Source organism: Pseudomonas sp. COW5, from assembly GCF_026240005.1.
In the GTDB taxonomy this organism is placed as follows: Bacteria; Pseudomonadota; Gammaproteobacteria; order Pseudomonadales; family Pseudomonadaceae; genus Aquipseudomonas; species Aquipseudomonas kribbensis.
In genome coordinates this window covers 4,507,051-4,522,301 of the sequence record NZ_JAPHVP010000001.1, presented here as the reverse complement: position 1 = coordinate 4,522,301, position 15,251 = coordinate 4,507,051, and the positions used below count along the sequence as shown (strand labels likewise).

The following is a 15,251-nucleotide window of genomic DNA, read 5'->3' as shown; positions in this document are numbered from 1 at the left end:
AGACGTACCATGAAGACGCGCACATTGACCTCGATGCTGCTGGCCGGTTTGTTGGCCACAGCGTCCGCCGCCAGTTTTGCCGCCAATGACGGTGCCGACACGTCGGGCACCCAGTCCGGCGCCAACGGCGGAACGAGCATGCCGCCGGACAACACCACTAAACGACCTAACGACGGCCCGTCCGACGGGATGAAAACAGGTACCGGAACCAACGGCAGCGCCAGCGGCTCAGGTTCGGGCGCGGGTGGAGGAACGGGCGCAGCGGGTGGCGGAACGGGTGGTTCCGGAGCCGGTACCGGCGGCTGAACGAACAAGAGCAGGCCATGGTGAGCGCATCATGGTCTGTGTCTGAACCCGTTTTCCGTCAGCGATCCGAACGCATCAGCTCGCCAATGCCACCGTCCATCGACAACACAGCCGCGCGATTGCGGCCCGCGTTCTTGGCCTGATACAGCGCCGCATCGGCACGCTGGATGAACAGTTCCGGGCTGTCGTTGCCCAGCGGAATGAACGAATAACAGCCCAGGCTTACTGTGAGGTAACCGGTGGGCGAGCCGCTGTGGGTGATGTGTTTGTCCATGACGCTGCGGCGGATCTGCCCGGCAATCGCCAGCGCGCCGTTGATGTCGGTGTCCGGCAACAGCACCGCGAACTCCTCGCCACCGTAGCGCACCGCCAGATCGGATTTGCGCTGGCAGCAGTTCTTCACCACTTGGGCAACCTGGGTCAGGCAATGGTCGCCGGCCACATGGCCGTAGGCATCGTTGTAGCGCTTGAAGAAATCGATATCGAGCATGATCAGGCTGACCGGGCTCGACTGCCGGGCGCCCCGTGCGAACTCGATTTCCAGCGACTGCTCGAACAGGCGCCGGTTGGCCAGCCCGGTCAGGCTGTCGTGCGTGGCAATCAGCTCCAGCGCCCGCTGGGCCTTGATCAGGTTTTTCTCGATCCGCTCACCGTCGCGCACCTGATGGATGAACACCCAGCCAAACAGCCCCACGCCGAGCATCACCAGCGCCACGATCACGCTGGACTGAAAGGCACGGTCATGCCAGCCCTTGAGAATCGTGTCCCGCGATGAAGAAGCAGACACCACCAGCGGATAACTGTCGAGCTGCCGATAGCCGTAAAGTCGTGTGACCCCGTCGACCACCGAATCGATCATTGCCGTGCCGGCCGAGGCATTGGGGAGCAACGTCTGATAGATCTCGCCCTTGGCCAGCGAGGTGCCGATCAAGGACTCCTCGAACGGCCGACGGGCGAGCAGCGTGCCGTCAGTCAGGCCGAGGAACATGGTGCCGTTGTCGTCCAGGCTGAAGCTTTTGAAGAACTTGTCGAAGTACGACATTTTGATGCCGGCCAGCAGCACGCCCTGGAAATTACCGGCGCGGTCATTGACCCGCTTGGAAATCGGGATGATCCACTCGCCGTTTTCGCGGCTGCGGATCGCCGGGCCGATGTGCGCCACGGAAGACACGTTCTGCTGGTGATATTTGAAGTACTCGCGATCCGCCACACCGTTGCCGCGTGGCAGATCAGGAAATGAAGTGATCACCCACTGCCCTTCGCGATCAAACAGGAACATACCGTGCAACTGCTCCAGCTGCTGCACCCGGCGTGCGAAGGTTCTCTGCAAACGCGGTTTCTGCCCCGCGCCATAACCGTCCTCCTGAATCCAGTCGACCAGGCTGGTCATCACCAGATCGGCGGCCAGAAACGTGTCTTCGGCCTGCTGCGCCATCGCCCGGGTCAGGTTGGCCGAGGCCATCTGCGCATTCGCCAGATCCTGCCGCCGCGACTGTTCAATCTGCAAATACAGCAGACCGGACAGGCACAGACACACGGCAACGATGAACAGCACCGCCGCCTTGCGCAGCGGCAAACGCTTTAGAGTGCCGCCGGGGGCCTGATGCGGATCGTGAATGGGGATAGGCAAAAGCGTGTCCTGGGCAGGTACGACAGGGGCAAAGGCCCGAAACCCTTGTTTTTTGTGAGCGTAGCCCACCGGATAGTACGGGGCAACCAAGTGCCACCGAGACAATCCCGACCCCGTTGATATCGGCGCGCAGTGGAAATGGATGACCTGCGCGGCGATTTATTTTTCAGGCCTCACGACTCAAGCCGGTTCAGGGCTTGTTGACTTCGCGCAGCAGGTCTGCGACCGGGAGATTCATGGTGTTTGAGTAGTAGGGTTTGTAGCCGTAAGCGGTGACGACGACTTTGCAGGGGATTTGTTGTTTGCCTGAGAGAAGTTGGTTGATTTCTGCCACTGACAAGTATCTTTCCGAACTTCGGTCGCTAGAGGTCTCGGAAATGAACGCATGGGTCAGATAAGAGTATCCCGCTGGGGCTCCGTCTCTTTTATCGGGCGATATCAGGCCAAACGCTGAAAAGCGAATCGCTTTACCAACCGAGAAATCCTGATCATCAGCTAAGGCACAATGAAGCATGCCTGAAGCCATTCCTACCCTTTCTCCCCGGCCAAAAAGATCCAAGACATCAACATTCGACTGATATCTGATTACATATAAAGACCTGTCTCTCTCAACTGAGACATAGCTCAAGTTCGCTGGAGGCCATGCATGGTCTTTTGCACAACCAGAACAAATCACGATTAGCAGGCAAACGAACAATCTAAACATCAGTAAAATTCGAAATTCACGTTCGGCGAACCACTGACAATCGGGTTGGTGCCATGTCCCGGTAATGGGCAGGCTGTCGGGTCGGTCACTCGGGCAGCGGGTTTTCCGCTCATGAAAAAGCTCCTTGCAGTATCGCGTCATCATCCGTGGGGCGCGCAGCATGAACAAAGTCGCGACGCTGATCAAATCTGCACGCAAAAAAACAGGCGCCTGAAAAGGCGCCTGTTTTTTATGGCCGGTAACCGATTGAGTTACCGCGACGGTGGAACCCGAATATCCCCCGCCCGGCACTGGGTTTTCACGCCCTTGCCGCACGCACCGAATTGCAGATCCTTGCCCATGCACACCCGTACTTCCGAGAGCTCCGGGCCGCTGCAGATCACGGCGATGCCGTCGGCCGGAATGCCCGGATTGCTCTTGCGGAACAGGTCGGCGATTTCCTGTGCTTCGAAGTAATAAGAGTTGCTGAACGGTTGCAACTCTTGCGGGATTGTCACCGCCGCCACGGCTTTGTCTGCTTCGTCGAAGTAGCCCATAGCGCCGAGGCCGCTGCAGGTGCCGTGCTTGCTCCATTCGTGATCGAGGAGTTTTTTCGTCGGGAACAATGTCATGCCCTTGGCTGTTTCAGCGGCCGAGAGCGTGGTCAGGGGCGGGCAGGATTCCGGCCAGCCACCCTTCGCGTATTGCGGCCACAGGCCGTGCAGGACAAAACCGTAGCCCTTGCCGGTGCATTGCGGGTCATCTTTGTGGGTGAGGCAGAACGTCGGCGACCAGGACAGCGTCAGCAGGTAGTAATCGAACACCCCCGCCACCGACTCCGTCGGTGCCTTGTTGGCGTGTGACTGGCGCGCAGAACTCAGGCCGATGCTACCGACCGTCAGCGCAATCAGCGCCATAATTGTAAAAAGCTTTTTCATGTTCCCGTTCCTTGGGACGCGTGCGTCCGTGGTTTCTGTGGTCTGACCGTCAAATGGTCAGGGGCTGATTGAGTCATGCCAGTGTTGCAAGCGCATGACGCAAGGCAAAGCTGTACTACGTTGAAAGGTCTACGATTAATAAGCAGACACCAAAAACAGGGATCCCCGAAATGAGTAAAGCAGACGAACTCGCCGCGAAGCTCAAGCAAACCCGGCACACTCACGCGGACGACATCACCTGCGCCGAACTGGAAATCGATTGCTGGCCGGCGGTGGTCTACGACCTGTATCACCGCATCGAGGGCTGGTTGCAACCGGTCACCGAGGTAGGACTGAAGATTCGGCGAAATCCTACCCATGTTTGCGAAAGTTCACCGGACGGCGAGCCCCACGACTACGCCATCGACCAGTTGATCATCGAAGCCAACCACCACAGCCTGACGTTCGATCCCATTGCGCGATTCACCGAAGACGGTGCCGGGCGCGTGCAAATTGTCCTGCCGGGAAAGGAAACTTCACTGCTGCGTACCGTCGATGAACACGGCGAGAGTCACTGGTGGTTGCAAACCATCGAGACCGGTCAACAACTGGATGCGATTGCGCTGACGGAAAACAACCTGTTGCTGGTGGTTCAGGAAGGTCTCGGGTTGTAGGACGCTTCACTCCCGTCGCGCCGAGCAATAGTCGACGATCACCCGGGAAACCGCTTCGATCATTTGTGGATCGGCATGACTCGCCGTGAACAGGCGAAACTCCGCGTCCGGCAGCGTCGGCAAACCCAGCTCCACACCGAGCGCCGCCAGGCCCTGCCCCAACTGGCTGGCGGCCATCGGTGCCACCGCGAACCCGGCCAACGCCGCGGCACGCAAGCCAGCGGTGCTGGTGCAGAGCATCGCGGTGCGCTGGGCAATGCCGGCCTGGGCCAGGCGGGTCAACGCGGCTTCGCGATACGGACAGGGTTCGGGGAACAGCGCCAGCGGCAACGGCGTCGGCAATTGGGCGACCGGTTGCGCCGACCACGCCCACACCAGCGGTTCCTGCCACAGCAACAACCCCGGCTCTCGGGTCTCGCACAGCGACCCGATGACCAACTCCAGATTGCCCTGCTTCATCTGGTTCAACAACGTACCGGGAATGTTGACCTGCACATCGATCTCCATGCCCGGATGCTGCGCCGCACAGTCCTGCAGTGCCCGCAACAACCTTGGCTCGACAAAATCCTCCGACACGCCAATCCGCACCCTTCCCTGAAACGGCGTGCGCGTGAGCTGTGCCCAGGCGTCGCGATTCAGCGCCAGAATCGTGCGCGCATAGGCGATCAAGCGCTCGCCATCCGCCGTCAATTGCTGGGAGCGGGTCGTGCGCTTGAGCAACGGTTTGCCGATCTGCTCTTCCAGCCGTCGCAGATGACCGCTGACCGCCGATTGGGTCAGATGCAGTTTTTCGGCGGCACGGCTGAAGCCGTCCTCATCGACAACGGTGACAAATGTCTTCAACAACAGGGTGTCGAACATAGTTCAGTACGTGATCAATAGCTTATTTATTTACAATTTATAGTAAGAAGCCAGCTATGTTGCAATGCCTCGCCTTCCCCACCCGAACGTCGAGGCCTACCGTGACCACCCTCTTGCACATCGAATGCTCTCCCCGCAAACAACGCTCCGCGTCCATTGAAGTGGCGCACCGTTTCATTGAGCGCTATCGGCAAAATGATCCGCAGACCCAGGTTCGCACACTCGACTTATGGCGCCTGCACCTGCCGGAGTTTGACGAGGACGCGATGAACGCCAAATACGCAGGCCTGAGTGGAACGCCGCTGACGCCGTCGCAACAATCGGCCTGGCAGACCCTCGAAGACCTCGCCGCCCACCTACGCGGGGCCGATGTGCTGGTGTTCTCGGTGCCGCTGTGGAATTTCAGCATTCCCTACAAACTCAAGCATTTCATCGACCTGGTGTCGCAGAAAGACATCCTCTTCAGCTTCGACCCGGAGCGCGGTTTGCAAGGTCTGCTGCAAGACAAGCAAGCCGTGGTGGCCTATGCGCGAGGGATGGATTTTTCGGCGCAATCGAGCACGCCGGCCGAGCGGTTCGATTTTCAGAAACCGTACATGGAAGCGTGGCTGGAGTTTATCGGCGTGAGCGATGTGCACACGTTGATTGTCGAGAAAACGATCTTCGGTGAAGAGGTCGATCGCGATTCGCGGTTTGCCGCATCGCAACAAGCTCGGGATCTTGCGGACAACCTCGCCCGCCGAACCTGACGCAACTGTAATCCGCGCCTCAGCCAACTGAAAGCTGCCGCTGGTTAGCCTCCCCGTAATTGGTCAAACGGGGACTTCCAGCGCATGCTTTCCAACACCTCAAGACGCACCTTCGTCAAAGGCCTGGCCGCCGGCGGTCTGCTCGGCGGCCTCGGCCTGTGGCGCACGCCGGTGTTGGCACTCAACAGTCCCGGTCAACTCAACGAACTGACCGGCACCGAGTTCGAGCTGTTCATCGGCGAAACCCCGGTCAACTTCACCGGCCAGTCGCGTACCGCGATGACCATCAATGGCGGCGTCCCCGGTCCCCTGCTGCGCTGGCGCGAAGGCGACACCGTGACGCTGCGGGTGCGCAACCGGCTCAAGGCCGACACCTCGATCCACTGGCACGGCATTCTGCTGCCGGCCAACATGGACGGCGTGCCGGGCCTGAGTTTCAAGGGAATCGAACCGGGTGGCGTGTACGTCTATCAATTCAAGGTGCGCCAGCACGGCACCTACTGGTATCACAGTCATTCCGGGTTGCAGGAGCAGGCCGGCGTCTACGGGCCGCTGGTGATCGACGCCCGGGAGCCGGAGCCGTTCCAGTACGACCGCGAGCACGTGGTGATGCTCAGCGACTGGTCCGACGAAGACCCGGCCAGCCTGATGAAAACCCTGAAAAAGCAGTCCGACTACTACAACTACCACAAGCGCACCGTCGGCGATTTCATCCAGGACGTCGGTGAAAAAGGCTGGGGCGCCACCGTTGACGATCGCACGATGTGGGCGCAGATGAAGATGAATCCCACCGACATCGCCGATGTCAGCGGCGCCACGTATACCTTCCTGATGAATGGCCACGCCCCTGATTCCAACTGGACGGGGCTGTTCCGGCCCGGCGAAAAACTGCGTCTGCGGCTGATCAATGGTTCGGCCATGACTTACTTCGACGTGCGCATTCCCGGATTGAAAATGACCGTGGTCGCCGCCGACGGCCTGCACGTCAAACCGGTGACCGTCGATGAACTGCGCATCGCCGTGGCGGAAACCTATGACGTGATCGTCGAGCCCGCCGCCGACGCCTACACCCTGTTCGCCCAGTCGATGGACCGCACCGGCTACGCCCGCGGCACCCTCGCCGCCCGCGCCGGGTTGTCGGCGCCGGTGCCGGCGCTGGACCCGCGCCCGCTGGTGACCATGGACGACATGGGCATGGGCGGCATGGATCATGGTTCGATGGACATGAGTGATATGAGCGCCATGGACCACGCCAGCATGAACATGGGCCCGATGCAGTCGCACCCCGACAGCGAAAAGGACAATCCATTGGTGGACATGCAAGCCATGACCACCGCGCCGAAACTCGACGACCCCGGCCTCGGCCTGCGCAACAACGGGCGCCGCGTGCTGACCTACGCCGACCTGCGCAGCACGTTCGAAGACCCCGATGGCCGCGACCCGGGTCGCACCATCGAACTGCACCTGACCGGGCACATGGAGAAATTCGCCTGGTCGTTCAACGGCATCAAGTTCTCCGACGCCGAGCCCCTGCGTTTGAAGTACGGTGAGCGCGTTCGCCTGGTGCTGGTCAACGACACAATGATGACCCACCCCATTCACCTGCACGGGATGTGGAGCGATCTGGAGGACGAAAACGGCAACTTCCAGGTGCGCAAACACACCATCGACATGCCCCCCGGCACCCGCCGCAGCTATCGCGTGACCGCCGATGCGCTGGGTCGTTGGGCCTTTCACTGTCACCTGCTTTATCACATGGAAATGGGCATGTTCCGTGAAGTGCGGGTGGAAGAATGAGGACGCCGACCATGACTCGATTTGCCGCGTTTTCATTGTCACTTCTGTCGCTGTCTTCGGCGTTCGCCGCCAGCGACATGCAGGGCATGGACCACAGCCAGATGGGCAATCTGCAAAGCATGGACGACGGCATGATGCAACCCGCCGCGCCGACCGAAAGCCGCACGCCGATCCCGAAGTTGACCGACGCTGACCGTGCCGCCGTGTTCACCAGTCACGGTGGCCACCAGGTGCACGACAGCGCCATCAATACTTACTTCCTCGCCGACAAACTCGAATGGCAGAACGGCGACGACGCCAGCACGCTGGCCTGGGATTTGTCCGGCTGGATCGGCGGCGACATTGATCGCCTGTGGCTGCGCTCCGAAGGCGAGCGCAGCAACGGCAAGACCGAAGACGCGGAGATCCAGGCGCTCTGGGGCCACGCGATCTCGCCGTGGTGGGACGTGGTCAGCGGCGTGCGCCAGGACTTCAAACCCGGCGCCCCGCAATCTTGGGCCGCGTTCGGTCTGCAAGGCATGGCGCTGTACAACTTCGAAGCTGAAGCCACGGCGTTCCTCGGCGAAAACGGCCAGAGCGCGGTACGGCTGGAGGGCGACTACGACATCCTGCTGACCAATCGCCTGATCCTGCAGCCTACCGCCGAACTCAACGTCTACGGCAAAAACGATCCGCAACGCGGAATCGGCTCGGGCCTTGCGAACACCGAAGCCGGCTTGCGTCTGCGCTATGAAATCCGTCGTGAATTCGCGCCGTACATCGGCGTGACCTGGAACCGCAACTACGGCAACACCGCTGATTACGCACGGGAAGAAGGCGAGGATCGCAGCGAAGCGCGACTCGTCCTTGGCGTGCGGATGTGGTTCTGACTCCCTTCAAAAAACAACACAGAGGTCTTGCATGCGCACACTGAAAATTTCCCTCGCCCTCGCCACCGGTTTGCTTCTGAGCACGTTGGCCCAGGCCCACCCGAAACTGCTGTCATCGACCCCGGCCGAAGGCGCGGACGGCGCACCACCGGAGAAAATCGAACTGCATTTTTCCGAGAACCTGATGACCCAGTTCTCCGGCGCCAAACTGGTGATGACCGAAATGCCCGGCATGGCTCACTCGCCGATGCCGATGAAGGCCAAGGTCAGCGCCGGCAGCGACCCGAAAACCATGCTCGTCACCCCGCTCTCGCCCTTGCCGGCCGGCACCTACAAGGTCGAATGGCGCGCGGTGTCGTCGGACACGCACCCGATCACCGGCAACGTCACGTTCAAAGTGAAGTGATCGATGGCCGACCTGATCAACATCCTGCTGCGGATGGCGTTGTACGTGGATTTGCTGTTGTTGTTCGGGGTGGCGTTGTTCGGGTTGTACAACGTTGGCGCGACGCTGCGGTTTCGGCCGATGCTGCGCGGGATGGCGTTGATCGGTGCACTGCTGTCAGTGGCGGGACTGGTGCTGATGACCCGCGCCATGAGTGGCGAAACGCAATTCGCGGCGCTGTGGCCGCATCTGCAAATGATGCTGTTTGAAACCGATGTCGGCGTGGCGTGGGCGGTGCGGATGTTTGCACTGATCGTGGTGATGATCTGGCCGGGAATGTGGCTGGCGTCGATAGCCGGCGCACTCGCCCTCGCCTCTCTGGCCTGGAGCGGGCACGGCGCGATGGATGGCGCGTGGCATCTGCTCAGCGACATCCTGCACCTGCTCGCGGCGGGTGCGTGGATGGGCGCGATGTTCGCGTTGATCTTGATGTCGCGGCTCGATGCGCTGTGCAGTGAGGCGCGCATTCGTTCGCTGGCCGATGCCGTCAAACGTTTCGAAGGCGTGGGCGCGGCGATTGTGCTCATCCTCTCGGTGACCGGTGTGGCGAACTACCTGTTCATCGTCGGCCCGACACTGGACGACATGTTGCTCCGCACCTACGGAATGCTGCTGGGGATCAAGGTCGTGCTGTTCGCCGGCATGCTGGTTTTAGCGGCGTTGAACCGCTTTCACCTCGGGCCGTTGCTGGAACAATCGTTGCGAGACGGCCAGCATCAAGTGGCAGCCAATGCGCTACGACGCAGTGTTGCCGTGGAGCTCGGGATGGCGCTGTTGATCGTGGCACTGGTGGCGTGGCTGGGAACGCTGGGGCCGGACGCGGGATGACACCCGGCAAACCCTTTCACTACACTGGCCCGCACTCCCACTGCACAAGCCCGATCACAATGACAAATCGAAAAAACACGATGATCTTCTGCGGTTTGCTGGCGCTGGCCGGCACCGCTCAGGCACAAGAACCAGCCTCACACCTGGACACCATCCAGCAACAAGGCCAGTTGCGCGTCTGCACCACCGGCGACTACAAGCCCTACACCTTCAAACGCGAAGACGGCGGTTTCGAAGGCATCGACATCGCCATGGCGCAATCGCTGGCCGACAGTCTCGGGGTCAAGATCGAGTGGGTGCAGACCACCTGGAAAACCCTGATGCCGGACATGCAGGCTGGCAAATGCGACATCGGCATGGGCGGGATTTCGGTGACGCTGGAGCGACAGAAAAAGGCCTACTTCAGCAACACCCTCGACGTCGACGGCAAGATCCCGCTGGTGCGTTGCGCCGACCAGTCCAAGTACCAGACCATCGAGCAGATCAACCAGCCGAACGTGCGCCTGGTCGAACCCGCCGGCGGCACCAACGAAGCCTTCGTCCACGCCTTCCTGCCCAAGGCGCAACTGGCCTTGCATGACAACGTGACGATCTTCCAGCAGCTGCTCAACAACAAGGCCGACGTGATGATCACCGACGCTTCCGAGGCGCGGTATCAGCAGAAACAGAAACCCGGTTTGTGCGCGGTCAACCCGGAGCAGTTCATGCAGTACGGGGAAAAGGCTTACCTGCTGCCCCGTGATGACGTGAGCTGGAAGCTGTATGTCGATCAGTGGCTGCACCTGAGCAAGGTCACCGGGAAATATCAGAAAGTTATTGGTGAGTGGCTGGCAGGGCCGCAGTGAGTCTTTCAGGACGAACCACGTAAAACGCACAAGGGCGCCTCCATAGGCGCCCTTTTTTATGAGCAAAACACTGACACAGTTCAATAAACCCTTGAAACATTTGGTGTTTATTTCGCGATTGCTCTGGAAAAAACGATACCCCCAAATCCCCCCTCTCCCGCGCGCCTGCCCGGGAACACAACCTGAAACATCAACGATAGACCCCGCGGGCTCAGCTCAGGCGCCCGCGAGACAAGGAAAGCACCATGCAGTTCGTCCCCCTCACCGAAGCCAACCCCGCCATCCAGGCCCACGTCCGCACCCTTCGAAACCAGGAAGACGTGCGCAAGTACATGTACACCTCCCATGAAATCAGCGACCAGGAACATGCAAACTGGCTGACGTCCCTCAAAGGCAATTCGCGCCAGCAAGTGTTTGTCGTGCTCAAGGAAGAGCGCGCGGTTGGCGTTGTTTCACTCAATGCCATCAACACCGTACAGAAGACGGCTGATTGGGCGTTTTACCTCGACGTTCAACTGCAAGGCAAAGGCCTGGGCAGCGTGGTCGAGTTCTGGATGCTGGATTACGCATTTGCCGAAGCGGGGCTGGAAAAGCTCAATTGCGAAGTGCTGGCGAGCAATCCGGCCGTAGTGAAAATGCATCAGAAGTTCGGGTTTGAGCTGGAGGGCGTCAGACGACAGAACATCCTCAAGGACGGCGAACGTATTGATGTGGTGCTGCTGGGAATTACCAGGGATGAGTGGCTGGCCAAGCGACCGGCATTGCAGAAAGTTGTCGAGCGCATCGGCGCGATCTAGGCCATACGAAAAAGGGCGCCCGCGATGGGCGCCCTTTTCTATTCAATCGTCATGCAACATGCCGGAGCTGTACTGGTTGAGGCTGGCACCAATACCGGTGCCGCCGAACTTCAGTGTATTGGCGCTGGCGCGGCCTTCCGGCGACTGGCAATCCGAAGAAAAACAACTGGTGGTGGTCAACCCACCGGAGCCCGAACAGGCACTCAATACCGAGACAGCTGCAGCGATCAACAGCACTTTGACGACATTGGCACTCATGGCACGGCTCCCCTTGGATGAAACGATCTTATCGCTGCATCCTAGGCGCCCCCGCGCGCCGACAACATGAAACTTTCGCCATCGACAGCGCGGGTTCAGGCAGAGCGGTGATTACTCGTTCAGATCCTTGACCAGATAAGTGCCGACAATCTGCGAAACACCGGTCAACGCCTCACGGACCAGCTCCGGCTCGGTGCGATAACGCAGCGGCTCGTAACCGTAGGTGTTGGCGCCGTTGAACGGAGTGATGGGCTCCTTGCGCTGCCAGATCAACTCATCGCCACGCTTCAGGGCACCGTTCACGGCAATCGTCGGATACACCACACTGCTGAAACCTTGCGTCAGCGCAAAGCCCCAGGTGACCACCGTCAACTCGATCTGCGCATCGGCCGGCTCATTATCGGCGACGATCTTGAAACGACCGCTGGCCGCCAGTTGATCCTCGAACCCCTTCTTGACCAGTTTGCCCAGGTCGATATCAGCACTCGTCATGTTGTACTGAATCGCCTCGACCGTAGACATCGACGCCAGATCCCCGGCCTTCAACCCCGCCGCAAACCCGGCCCCGCTGAGCGCCGCCGTCCCCAGTTTCCCGGCATGGGACGCCATCCCGACACCCGCGCCGACACCGGCTCCGATTGCCGCGCCCCAGGCCTGCTCGCGGCCCATGTAGGTCATTTCCTTGAAGCTCCAGGTCACCGGAAGGACTTTCACCGTGTGGATCTGGGTGCGGTATTCGGGTTTGAACTTCTGATTGGCACAACCTGCGAGAAACAGGACGGCAAACATCACGACAACTAGTTTTTTCATGGACAACTCAAAACGCGGAATGGAATGCGTAAGTTGTCGTCCATGTCGGGGAATTCTGAAGAAACACTGCCCTCCCGTGGCGGCATTCGCCACGGAAGGTATTTGCACTTACGACTTCGGCTCGACGTGATCCAGCGCCTGACTCACCGCCAGCCCCGCCACCATCACCACTTGCGCGATGCCCAGCGCCGTTTTGCGGTGAGCGGGTTCCAGGATCGCGGCGAAGTTGCTGAGCATTTCACTGGCGGAATCGAGGGACTCGCTGGCGTTGGCCAACAGGGATTCGCTGGTGTAGGCGGGGTTGGCCAGGAACATGGGGTCGTGTTGGGTGTGACTGCCCATGATGCGTTGTTGCGGGGTGAGGTAATGGTCGAGGGCGCGTTCGGCGGCTTCGTTCAGGGTTCGGGAATCGGGGAATTTGTAGGGGGAGACTGGATCGGTTACTGGTGGGTTTGGGGTTGGTTTGATCATGGATGAATCCTCTAGCGCGATTACCAAAAGGAACCATCACCCTTCGCTACCAAACGTAGGGTGGCGGCCATACGCGGGTTGGTAGACCGGTCGCACTAGAACCCGGCGCCCACGAATGGGCCCCACGCATGACCACCATGAAATCCGAGCCTTGAAAAGGACTGCACATGGAGACGCCATGAGTCTAGAACGAAGCGGGCTACCAAACCCGATCACTGGTTTTCAGTGACCCAGGAACGATAAAACCCGCGCCCTAGACGCACAAGCCGGCGGATTCTGTCTTAGATGTAGGGGGTGGCGCAAGGTTGTGTAGGGATTGGATGACGAAAGAATGGATCATTTAAACGAGTGAATTTTTATGTTTAAAAAACATGCGCAAGAACTTTTCATAAGCGAATAACCGCACCTACTGCAGCACCACAGTCAGACCTATGATGGATCGAACTGACCCTTCTTTTACCCGCCGTAAATAAAGGCCCAAACGCCTCGCCACCACCCCGCGTACCAATTGCGTACCAGCTCTGTTCTTCTCCCTCCTTGTCCGATCCCCTCTGCCGACTGCGTTAGCAAATTTTAAGCAGCGGTTCTCGGCTCCAATCCTGACACTGTCTATCGTCGGCTCAGGCGTGTTTCGTGAGTGTTAAACCGCGCACACGAAAGGCCAGCGAATCGCCCCGTCTGTGCTTCACTCCGTTTTCAGGTTGACCCCTGGGAAAAAGGTAATTTTGGTAATTTTCTTTTTCATATTGATAAAAAACCAATAAAATCAGCATCTTAGATGCATTTGGCAAAGGTAATAATAGGGTAATAGAGAGGTTAGAAAATTACCCTTAGTCGTAGTAATTTCACCTCCCTACGAAACCCTTTAAAATCAGGCACTTGGTGAAATATTACCTCCAGCCTTACCAAATATTACCTTCAAAGGTAATACCTCAAAGCCACGGTCTGTAAGGGCTGCAGCCAATTTTTCGCACCGGCTTACCAAAATTACCTTTTTCCCAGCCTCGAACTGAAATCAATACTCAGATGCCCTGCTATGCTTCCTGTTTCTCGAATGGAGTCGAAAGCATGCCCAGTGAGTACTCCCTTTCTATCGTTCTTGAAAAAATCTACGAAAATCAGCTTGCCTTAGAAGCAGCGTTGATGGAGTTGGTGATTTTGGTAGAGCAGCAGGGAAACGAAGCCATTGGGGAAAACGCCCGTGGTGCCTTGGAGCGAATAGGTGAAAACGCTGGCTTTATCAGACAAGGCTTGGCTCAGCTGATAGCGAAGGAGAAGGATTGATGACCACACACCAGATCCAATTCAGCATTGCTGCTAGCGCCAGCAGTCCAACTGGCCATGCTTACGACGGAGTTAGTCTCGTCTTGACACCTACGGCCTGCCGTCCCTTATGGGCACGGGCGTCTATACTCCCAAAACGGGCTTGATTTTCGATGACGGGTGTGAGCGAAAATCTATGCAGTACTGACACTACTGTGAATCCATGCCATTATGGCCGCCTTTTGTACCTAGCGATGAGTCCATCATGAGCGCAAGTTGGAAAGCTGACGAATTAGTACGTACTCGGTCTGAAAATGAAAATCGCTATAAGCGTAATTTCTTGAAACAGGCTGTTTGCGAGCTACGTTTTCCGACCCTTATGGAACTAGGCGAACAACGTCCGCCAGCATCATTCGTTAAAGCGCTGCGTAAAGATTATCCATTGCTAGAGCTAAACAATGAGTTCACTCTTGGCATTGGCTCCACAAATACTGGCTCTAGCAATATACACATATTGCGATCTACGAAAGGCGGCTGGAGCATATCATTAAAAGAGAATGCTCTATCGATTGAAACCACTTCTTACTCGGGTTTCGACAACCTGCGCGAGCGTGTTCTTCAAGTTCTGGAAGCTGCTGAAAAAGTCATTGACTCAGATTTCTTCACCCGAATTGGCCTTCGGTATATCAACGTACTAAAAAGTGAAGAAGAAGACATTATCAACTGGATAAATCCTAGCCTAACAGCTTCTATCACCTCCGAGCTCTTCGCAGGGATAAGCGACTTTGGCGGAAGAATGCAGTTAGTGGCTGAAGACGGTGGATGTTTATTCCAACATGGAATCCAGCTTAATCGCTCCAACGGGGCGCCGCCTAAGCCTGACTACTTGATAGATATTGATACGTATCGATCAGAGGTATTACTAACTGATACTGCTGCTGCTCTTGATATCATGCATCGCCAAGCATTTGATCTGTTCGACTGGTCTATCACTGATAGAGCTAGAAGCGCTTTATCTACAGATAACAAGACTCGGAAAGGATGAT

The 15,251-nt window shown here is 58.2% G+C and carries 18 protein-coding genes and 1 pseudogene; 11 read left to right on the top strand and 8 right to left on the bottom strand.

Features of this window, described 5'->3' with window-relative positions:
* Positions 1 to 9: 9 nt before the first annotated feature.
* Positions 10 to 306, top strand: a complete 297-nt coding sequence (locus tag OQ248_RS20700) for a hypothetical protein (RefSeq protein WP_265813817.1) — start codon at positions 10 to 12, stop codon at positions 304 to 306.
* Between the two features lie 58 nt (positions 307 to 364).
* Here OQ248_RS20700 and OQ248_RS20695 read toward each other — a convergent pair whose 3' ends face one another.
* The 4 genes and pseudogenes from OQ248_RS20695 to OQ248_RS20680 form a co-directional block, all read right to left on the bottom strand.
* Complete coding sequence (locus OQ248_RS20695) at positions 365 to 1,936, bottom strand: diguanylate cyclase (RefSeq protein ID WP_265813816.1); 1,572 nt, start codon at positions 1,934 to 1,936, stop codon at positions 365 to 367.
* A 190-nt stretch (positions 1,937 to 2,126) separates the two neighbouring features.
* Positions 2,127 to 2,462: a hypothetical protein gene (locus OQ248_RS20690; protein WP_265813815.1), complete on the bottom strand. Its 336-nt coding sequence runs from the start codon at positions 2,460 to 2,462 to the stop codon at positions 2,127 to 2,129.
* A 188-nt stretch (positions 2,463 to 2,650) separates the two neighbouring features.
* Positions 2,651 to 2,755 (bottom strand): annotated as a pseudogene (locus tag OQ248_RS20685) (PAAR domain-containing protein); the annotation flags it as partial.
* 138 nt (positions 2,756 to 2,893) lie between these two features.
* Positions 2,894 to 3,559: a ribonuclease T2 gene (locus OQ248_RS20680; protein WP_265813814.1), complete on the bottom strand. Its 666-nt coding sequence runs from the start codon at positions 3,557 to 3,559 to the stop codon at positions 2,894 to 2,896.
* A gap of 170 nt (positions 3,560 to 3,729) precedes the next feature.
* Between OQ248_RS20680 and OQ248_RS20675 the strand changes: the two genes are divergently transcribed.
* A complete protein-coding gene (locus tag OQ248_RS20675) occupies positions 3,730 to 4,212 on the top strand; it encodes a hypothetical protein (protein ID WP_114884309.1) in 483 nt (160 codons plus the stop codon).
* Positions 4,213 to 4,218: 6 nt separating this feature from the next.
* On the opposite strand, the gene OQ248_RS20670 is transcribed toward OQ248_RS20675, so the two are convergent.
* Positions 4,219 to 5,073 (bottom strand): LysR substrate-binding domain-containing protein, encoded by an 855-nt coding sequence (locus tag OQ248_RS20670; RefSeq protein WP_265813813.1) that lies wholly within the window; start codon positions 5,071 to 5,073, stop codon positions 4,219 to 4,221.
* Positions 5,074 to 5,174: 101 nt separating this feature from the next.
* On the opposite strand from OQ248_RS20670, the gene OQ248_RS20665 reads away from it, so the two are divergent.
* The 7 genes from OQ248_RS20665 to pseH all read left to right on the top strand — a co-directional run bounded on the left by OQ248_RS20665 (position 5,175) and on the right by pseH (position 11,403).
* Positions 5,175 to 5,822 (top strand): NAD(P)H-dependent oxidoreductase, encoded by a 648-nt coding sequence (locus tag OQ248_RS20665; RefSeq protein WP_265813812.1) that lies wholly within the window; start codon positions 5,175 to 5,177, stop codon positions 5,820 to 5,822.
* An 84-nt stretch (positions 5,823 to 5,906) separates the two neighbouring features.
* Positions 5,907 to 7,619, top strand: a complete 1,713-nt coding sequence (locus OQ248_RS20660; protein WP_265813811.1) for a copper resistance system multicopper oxidase — start codon at positions 5,907 to 5,909, stop codon at positions 7,617 to 7,619.
* Between the two features lie 11 nt (positions 7,620 to 7,630).
* Positions 7,631 to 8,488: a copper resistance protein B gene (locus tag OQ248_RS20655; protein WP_265813810.1), complete on the top strand. Its 858-nt coding sequence runs from the start codon at positions 7,631 to 7,633 to the stop codon at positions 8,486 to 8,488.
* A 31-nt stretch (positions 8,489 to 8,519) separates the two neighbouring features.
* The gene (copC, locus tag OQ248_RS20650) at positions 8,520 to 8,894 is read left to right on the top strand and encodes a copper homeostasis periplasmic binding protein CopC (protein ID WP_265813809.1); all 375 of its coding nucleotides are present in this window, start codon (positions 8,520 to 8,522) and stop codon (positions 8,892 to 8,894) included.
* A gap of 3 nt (positions 8,895 to 8,897) precedes the next feature.
* Positions 8,898 to 9,761: a copper homeostasis membrane protein CopD gene (gene copD, locus OQ248_RS20645; protein ID WP_265813808.1), complete on the top strand. Its 864-nt coding sequence runs from the start codon at positions 8,898 to 8,900 to the stop codon at positions 9,759 to 9,761.
* A 59-nt stretch (positions 9,762 to 9,820) separates the two neighbouring features.
* Positions 9,821 to 10,606 (top strand): transporter substrate-binding domain-containing protein, encoded by a 786-nt coding sequence (locus OQ248_RS20640; RefSeq protein ID WP_265813807.1) that lies wholly within the window; start codon positions 9,821 to 9,823, stop codon positions 10,604 to 10,606.
* 245 nt (positions 10,607 to 10,851) lie between these two features.
* A complete protein-coding gene (gene pseH / locus OQ248_RS20635; protein WP_265813806.1) occupies positions 10,852 to 11,403 on the top strand; it encodes a UDP-4-amino-4,6-dideoxy-N-acetyl-beta-L-altrosamine N-acetyltransferase in 552 nt (183 codons plus the stop codon).
* Positions 11,404 to 11,445: 42 nt separating this feature from the next.
* Here pseH and OQ248_RS20630 read toward each other — a convergent pair whose 3' ends face one another.
* From OQ248_RS20630 to OQ248_RS20620, 3 genes are all read right to left on the bottom strand, one after another.
* Positions 11,446 to 11,661 (bottom strand): hypothetical protein, encoded by a 216-nt coding sequence (locus OQ248_RS20630; RefSeq protein ID WP_085712578.1) that lies wholly within the window; start codon positions 11,659 to 11,661, stop codon positions 11,446 to 11,448.
* 111 nt (positions 11,662 to 11,772) lie between these two features.
* Positions 11,773 to 12,471, bottom strand: coding sequence for a hypothetical protein (locus tag OQ248_RS20625; RefSeq protein ID WP_119428468.1), 699 nt, complete (start codon positions 12,469 to 12,471; stop codon positions 11,773 to 11,775).
* A 108-nt stretch (positions 12,472 to 12,579) separates the two neighbouring features.
* Positions 12,580 to 12,942: a hypothetical protein gene (locus tag OQ248_RS20620; RefSeq protein ID WP_265813805.1), complete on the bottom strand. Its 363-nt coding sequence runs from the start codon at positions 12,940 to 12,942 to the stop codon at positions 12,580 to 12,582.
* A 1,068-nt stretch (positions 12,943 to 14,010) separates the two neighbouring features.
* Between OQ248_RS20620 and OQ248_RS20615 the strand changes: the two genes are divergently transcribed.
* Together OQ248_RS20615 and OQ248_RS20610 are read left to right on the top strand one after the other, a co-directional pair.
* Complete coding sequence (locus tag OQ248_RS20615) at positions 14,011 to 14,226, top strand: hypothetical protein (protein WP_265813804.1); 216 nt, start codon at positions 14,011 to 14,013, stop codon at positions 14,224 to 14,226.
* A gap of 244 nt (positions 14,227 to 14,470) precedes the next feature.
* A complete protein-coding gene (locus OQ248_RS20610) occupies positions 14,471 to 15,250 on the top strand; it encodes a TIGR04255 family protein (protein WP_265813803.1) in 780 nt (259 codons plus the stop codon).
* Position 15,251 lies beyond the last annotated feature (1 nt).

Excerpts from the sequence above, each read along its gene's own strand:
- OQ248_RS20700 (WP_265813817.1), top strand. The coding sequence starts at position 10 with ATGAAGACGCGCACATTGACCTCGATGCTGCTGGCCGGTTTGTTGGCC.
- OQ248_RS20690 (WP_265813815.1), bottom strand. The coding sequence starts at position 2,462 with ATGGCTTCAGGCATGCTTCATTGTGCCTTAGCTGATGATCAGGATTTC.
- OQ248_RS20680 (WP_265813814.1), bottom strand. The coding sequence starts at position 3,559 with ATGAAAAAGCTTTTTACAATTATGGCGCTGATTGCGCTGACGGTCGGT.
- OQ248_RS20675 (WP_114884309.1), top strand. The coding sequence starts at position 3,730 with ATGAGTAAAGCAGACGAACTCGCCGCGAAGCTCAAGCAAACCCGGCAC.
- OQ248_RS20670 (WP_265813813.1), bottom strand. The coding sequence starts at position 5,073 with ATGTTCGACACCCTGTTGTTGAAGACATTTGTCACCGTTGTCGATGAG.
- OQ248_RS20660 (WP_265813811.1), top strand. The coding sequence starts at position 5,907 with ATGCTTTCCAACACCTCAAGACGCACCTTCGTCAAAGGCCTGGCCGCC.
- OQ248_RS20655 (WP_265813810.1), top strand. The coding sequence starts at position 7,631 with ATGACTCGATTTGCCGCGTTTTCATTGTCACTTCTGTCGCTGTCTTCG.
- copC (WP_265813809.1), top strand. The coding sequence starts at position 8,520 with ATGCGCACACTGAAAATTTCCCTCGCCCTCGCCACCGGTTTGCTTCTG.
- copD (WP_265813808.1), top strand. The coding sequence starts at position 8,898 with ATGGCCGACCTGATCAACATCCTGCTGCGGATGGCGTTGTACGTGGAT.
- OQ248_RS20640 (WP_265813807.1), top strand. The coding sequence starts at position 9,821 with ATGACAAATCGAAAAAACACGATGATCTTCTGCGGTTTGCTGGCGCTG.
- pseH (WP_265813806.1), top strand. The coding sequence starts at position 10,852 with ATGCAGTTCGTCCCCCTCACCGAAGCCAACCCCGCCATCCAGGCCCAC.
- OQ248_RS20630 (WP_085712578.1), bottom strand. The coding sequence starts at position 11,661 with ATGAGTGCCAATGTCGTCAAAGTGCTGTTGATCGCTGCAGCTGTCTCG.
- OQ248_RS20625 (WP_119428468.1), bottom strand. The coding sequence starts at position 12,471 with ATGAAAAAACTAGTTGTCGTGATGTTTGCCGTCCTGTTTCTCGCAGGT.
- OQ248_RS20620 (WP_265813805.1), bottom strand. The coding sequence starts at position 12,942 with ATGATCAAACCAACCCCAAACCCACCAGTAACCGATCCAGTCTCCCCC.
- OQ248_RS20615 (WP_265813804.1), top strand. The coding sequence starts at position 14,011 with ATGCCCAGTGAGTACTCCCTTTCTATCGTTCTTGAAAAAATCTACGAA.
- OQ248_RS20610 (WP_265813803.1), top strand. The coding sequence starts at position 14,471 with ATGAGCGCAAGTTGGAAAGCTGACGAATTAGTACGTACTCGGTCTGAA.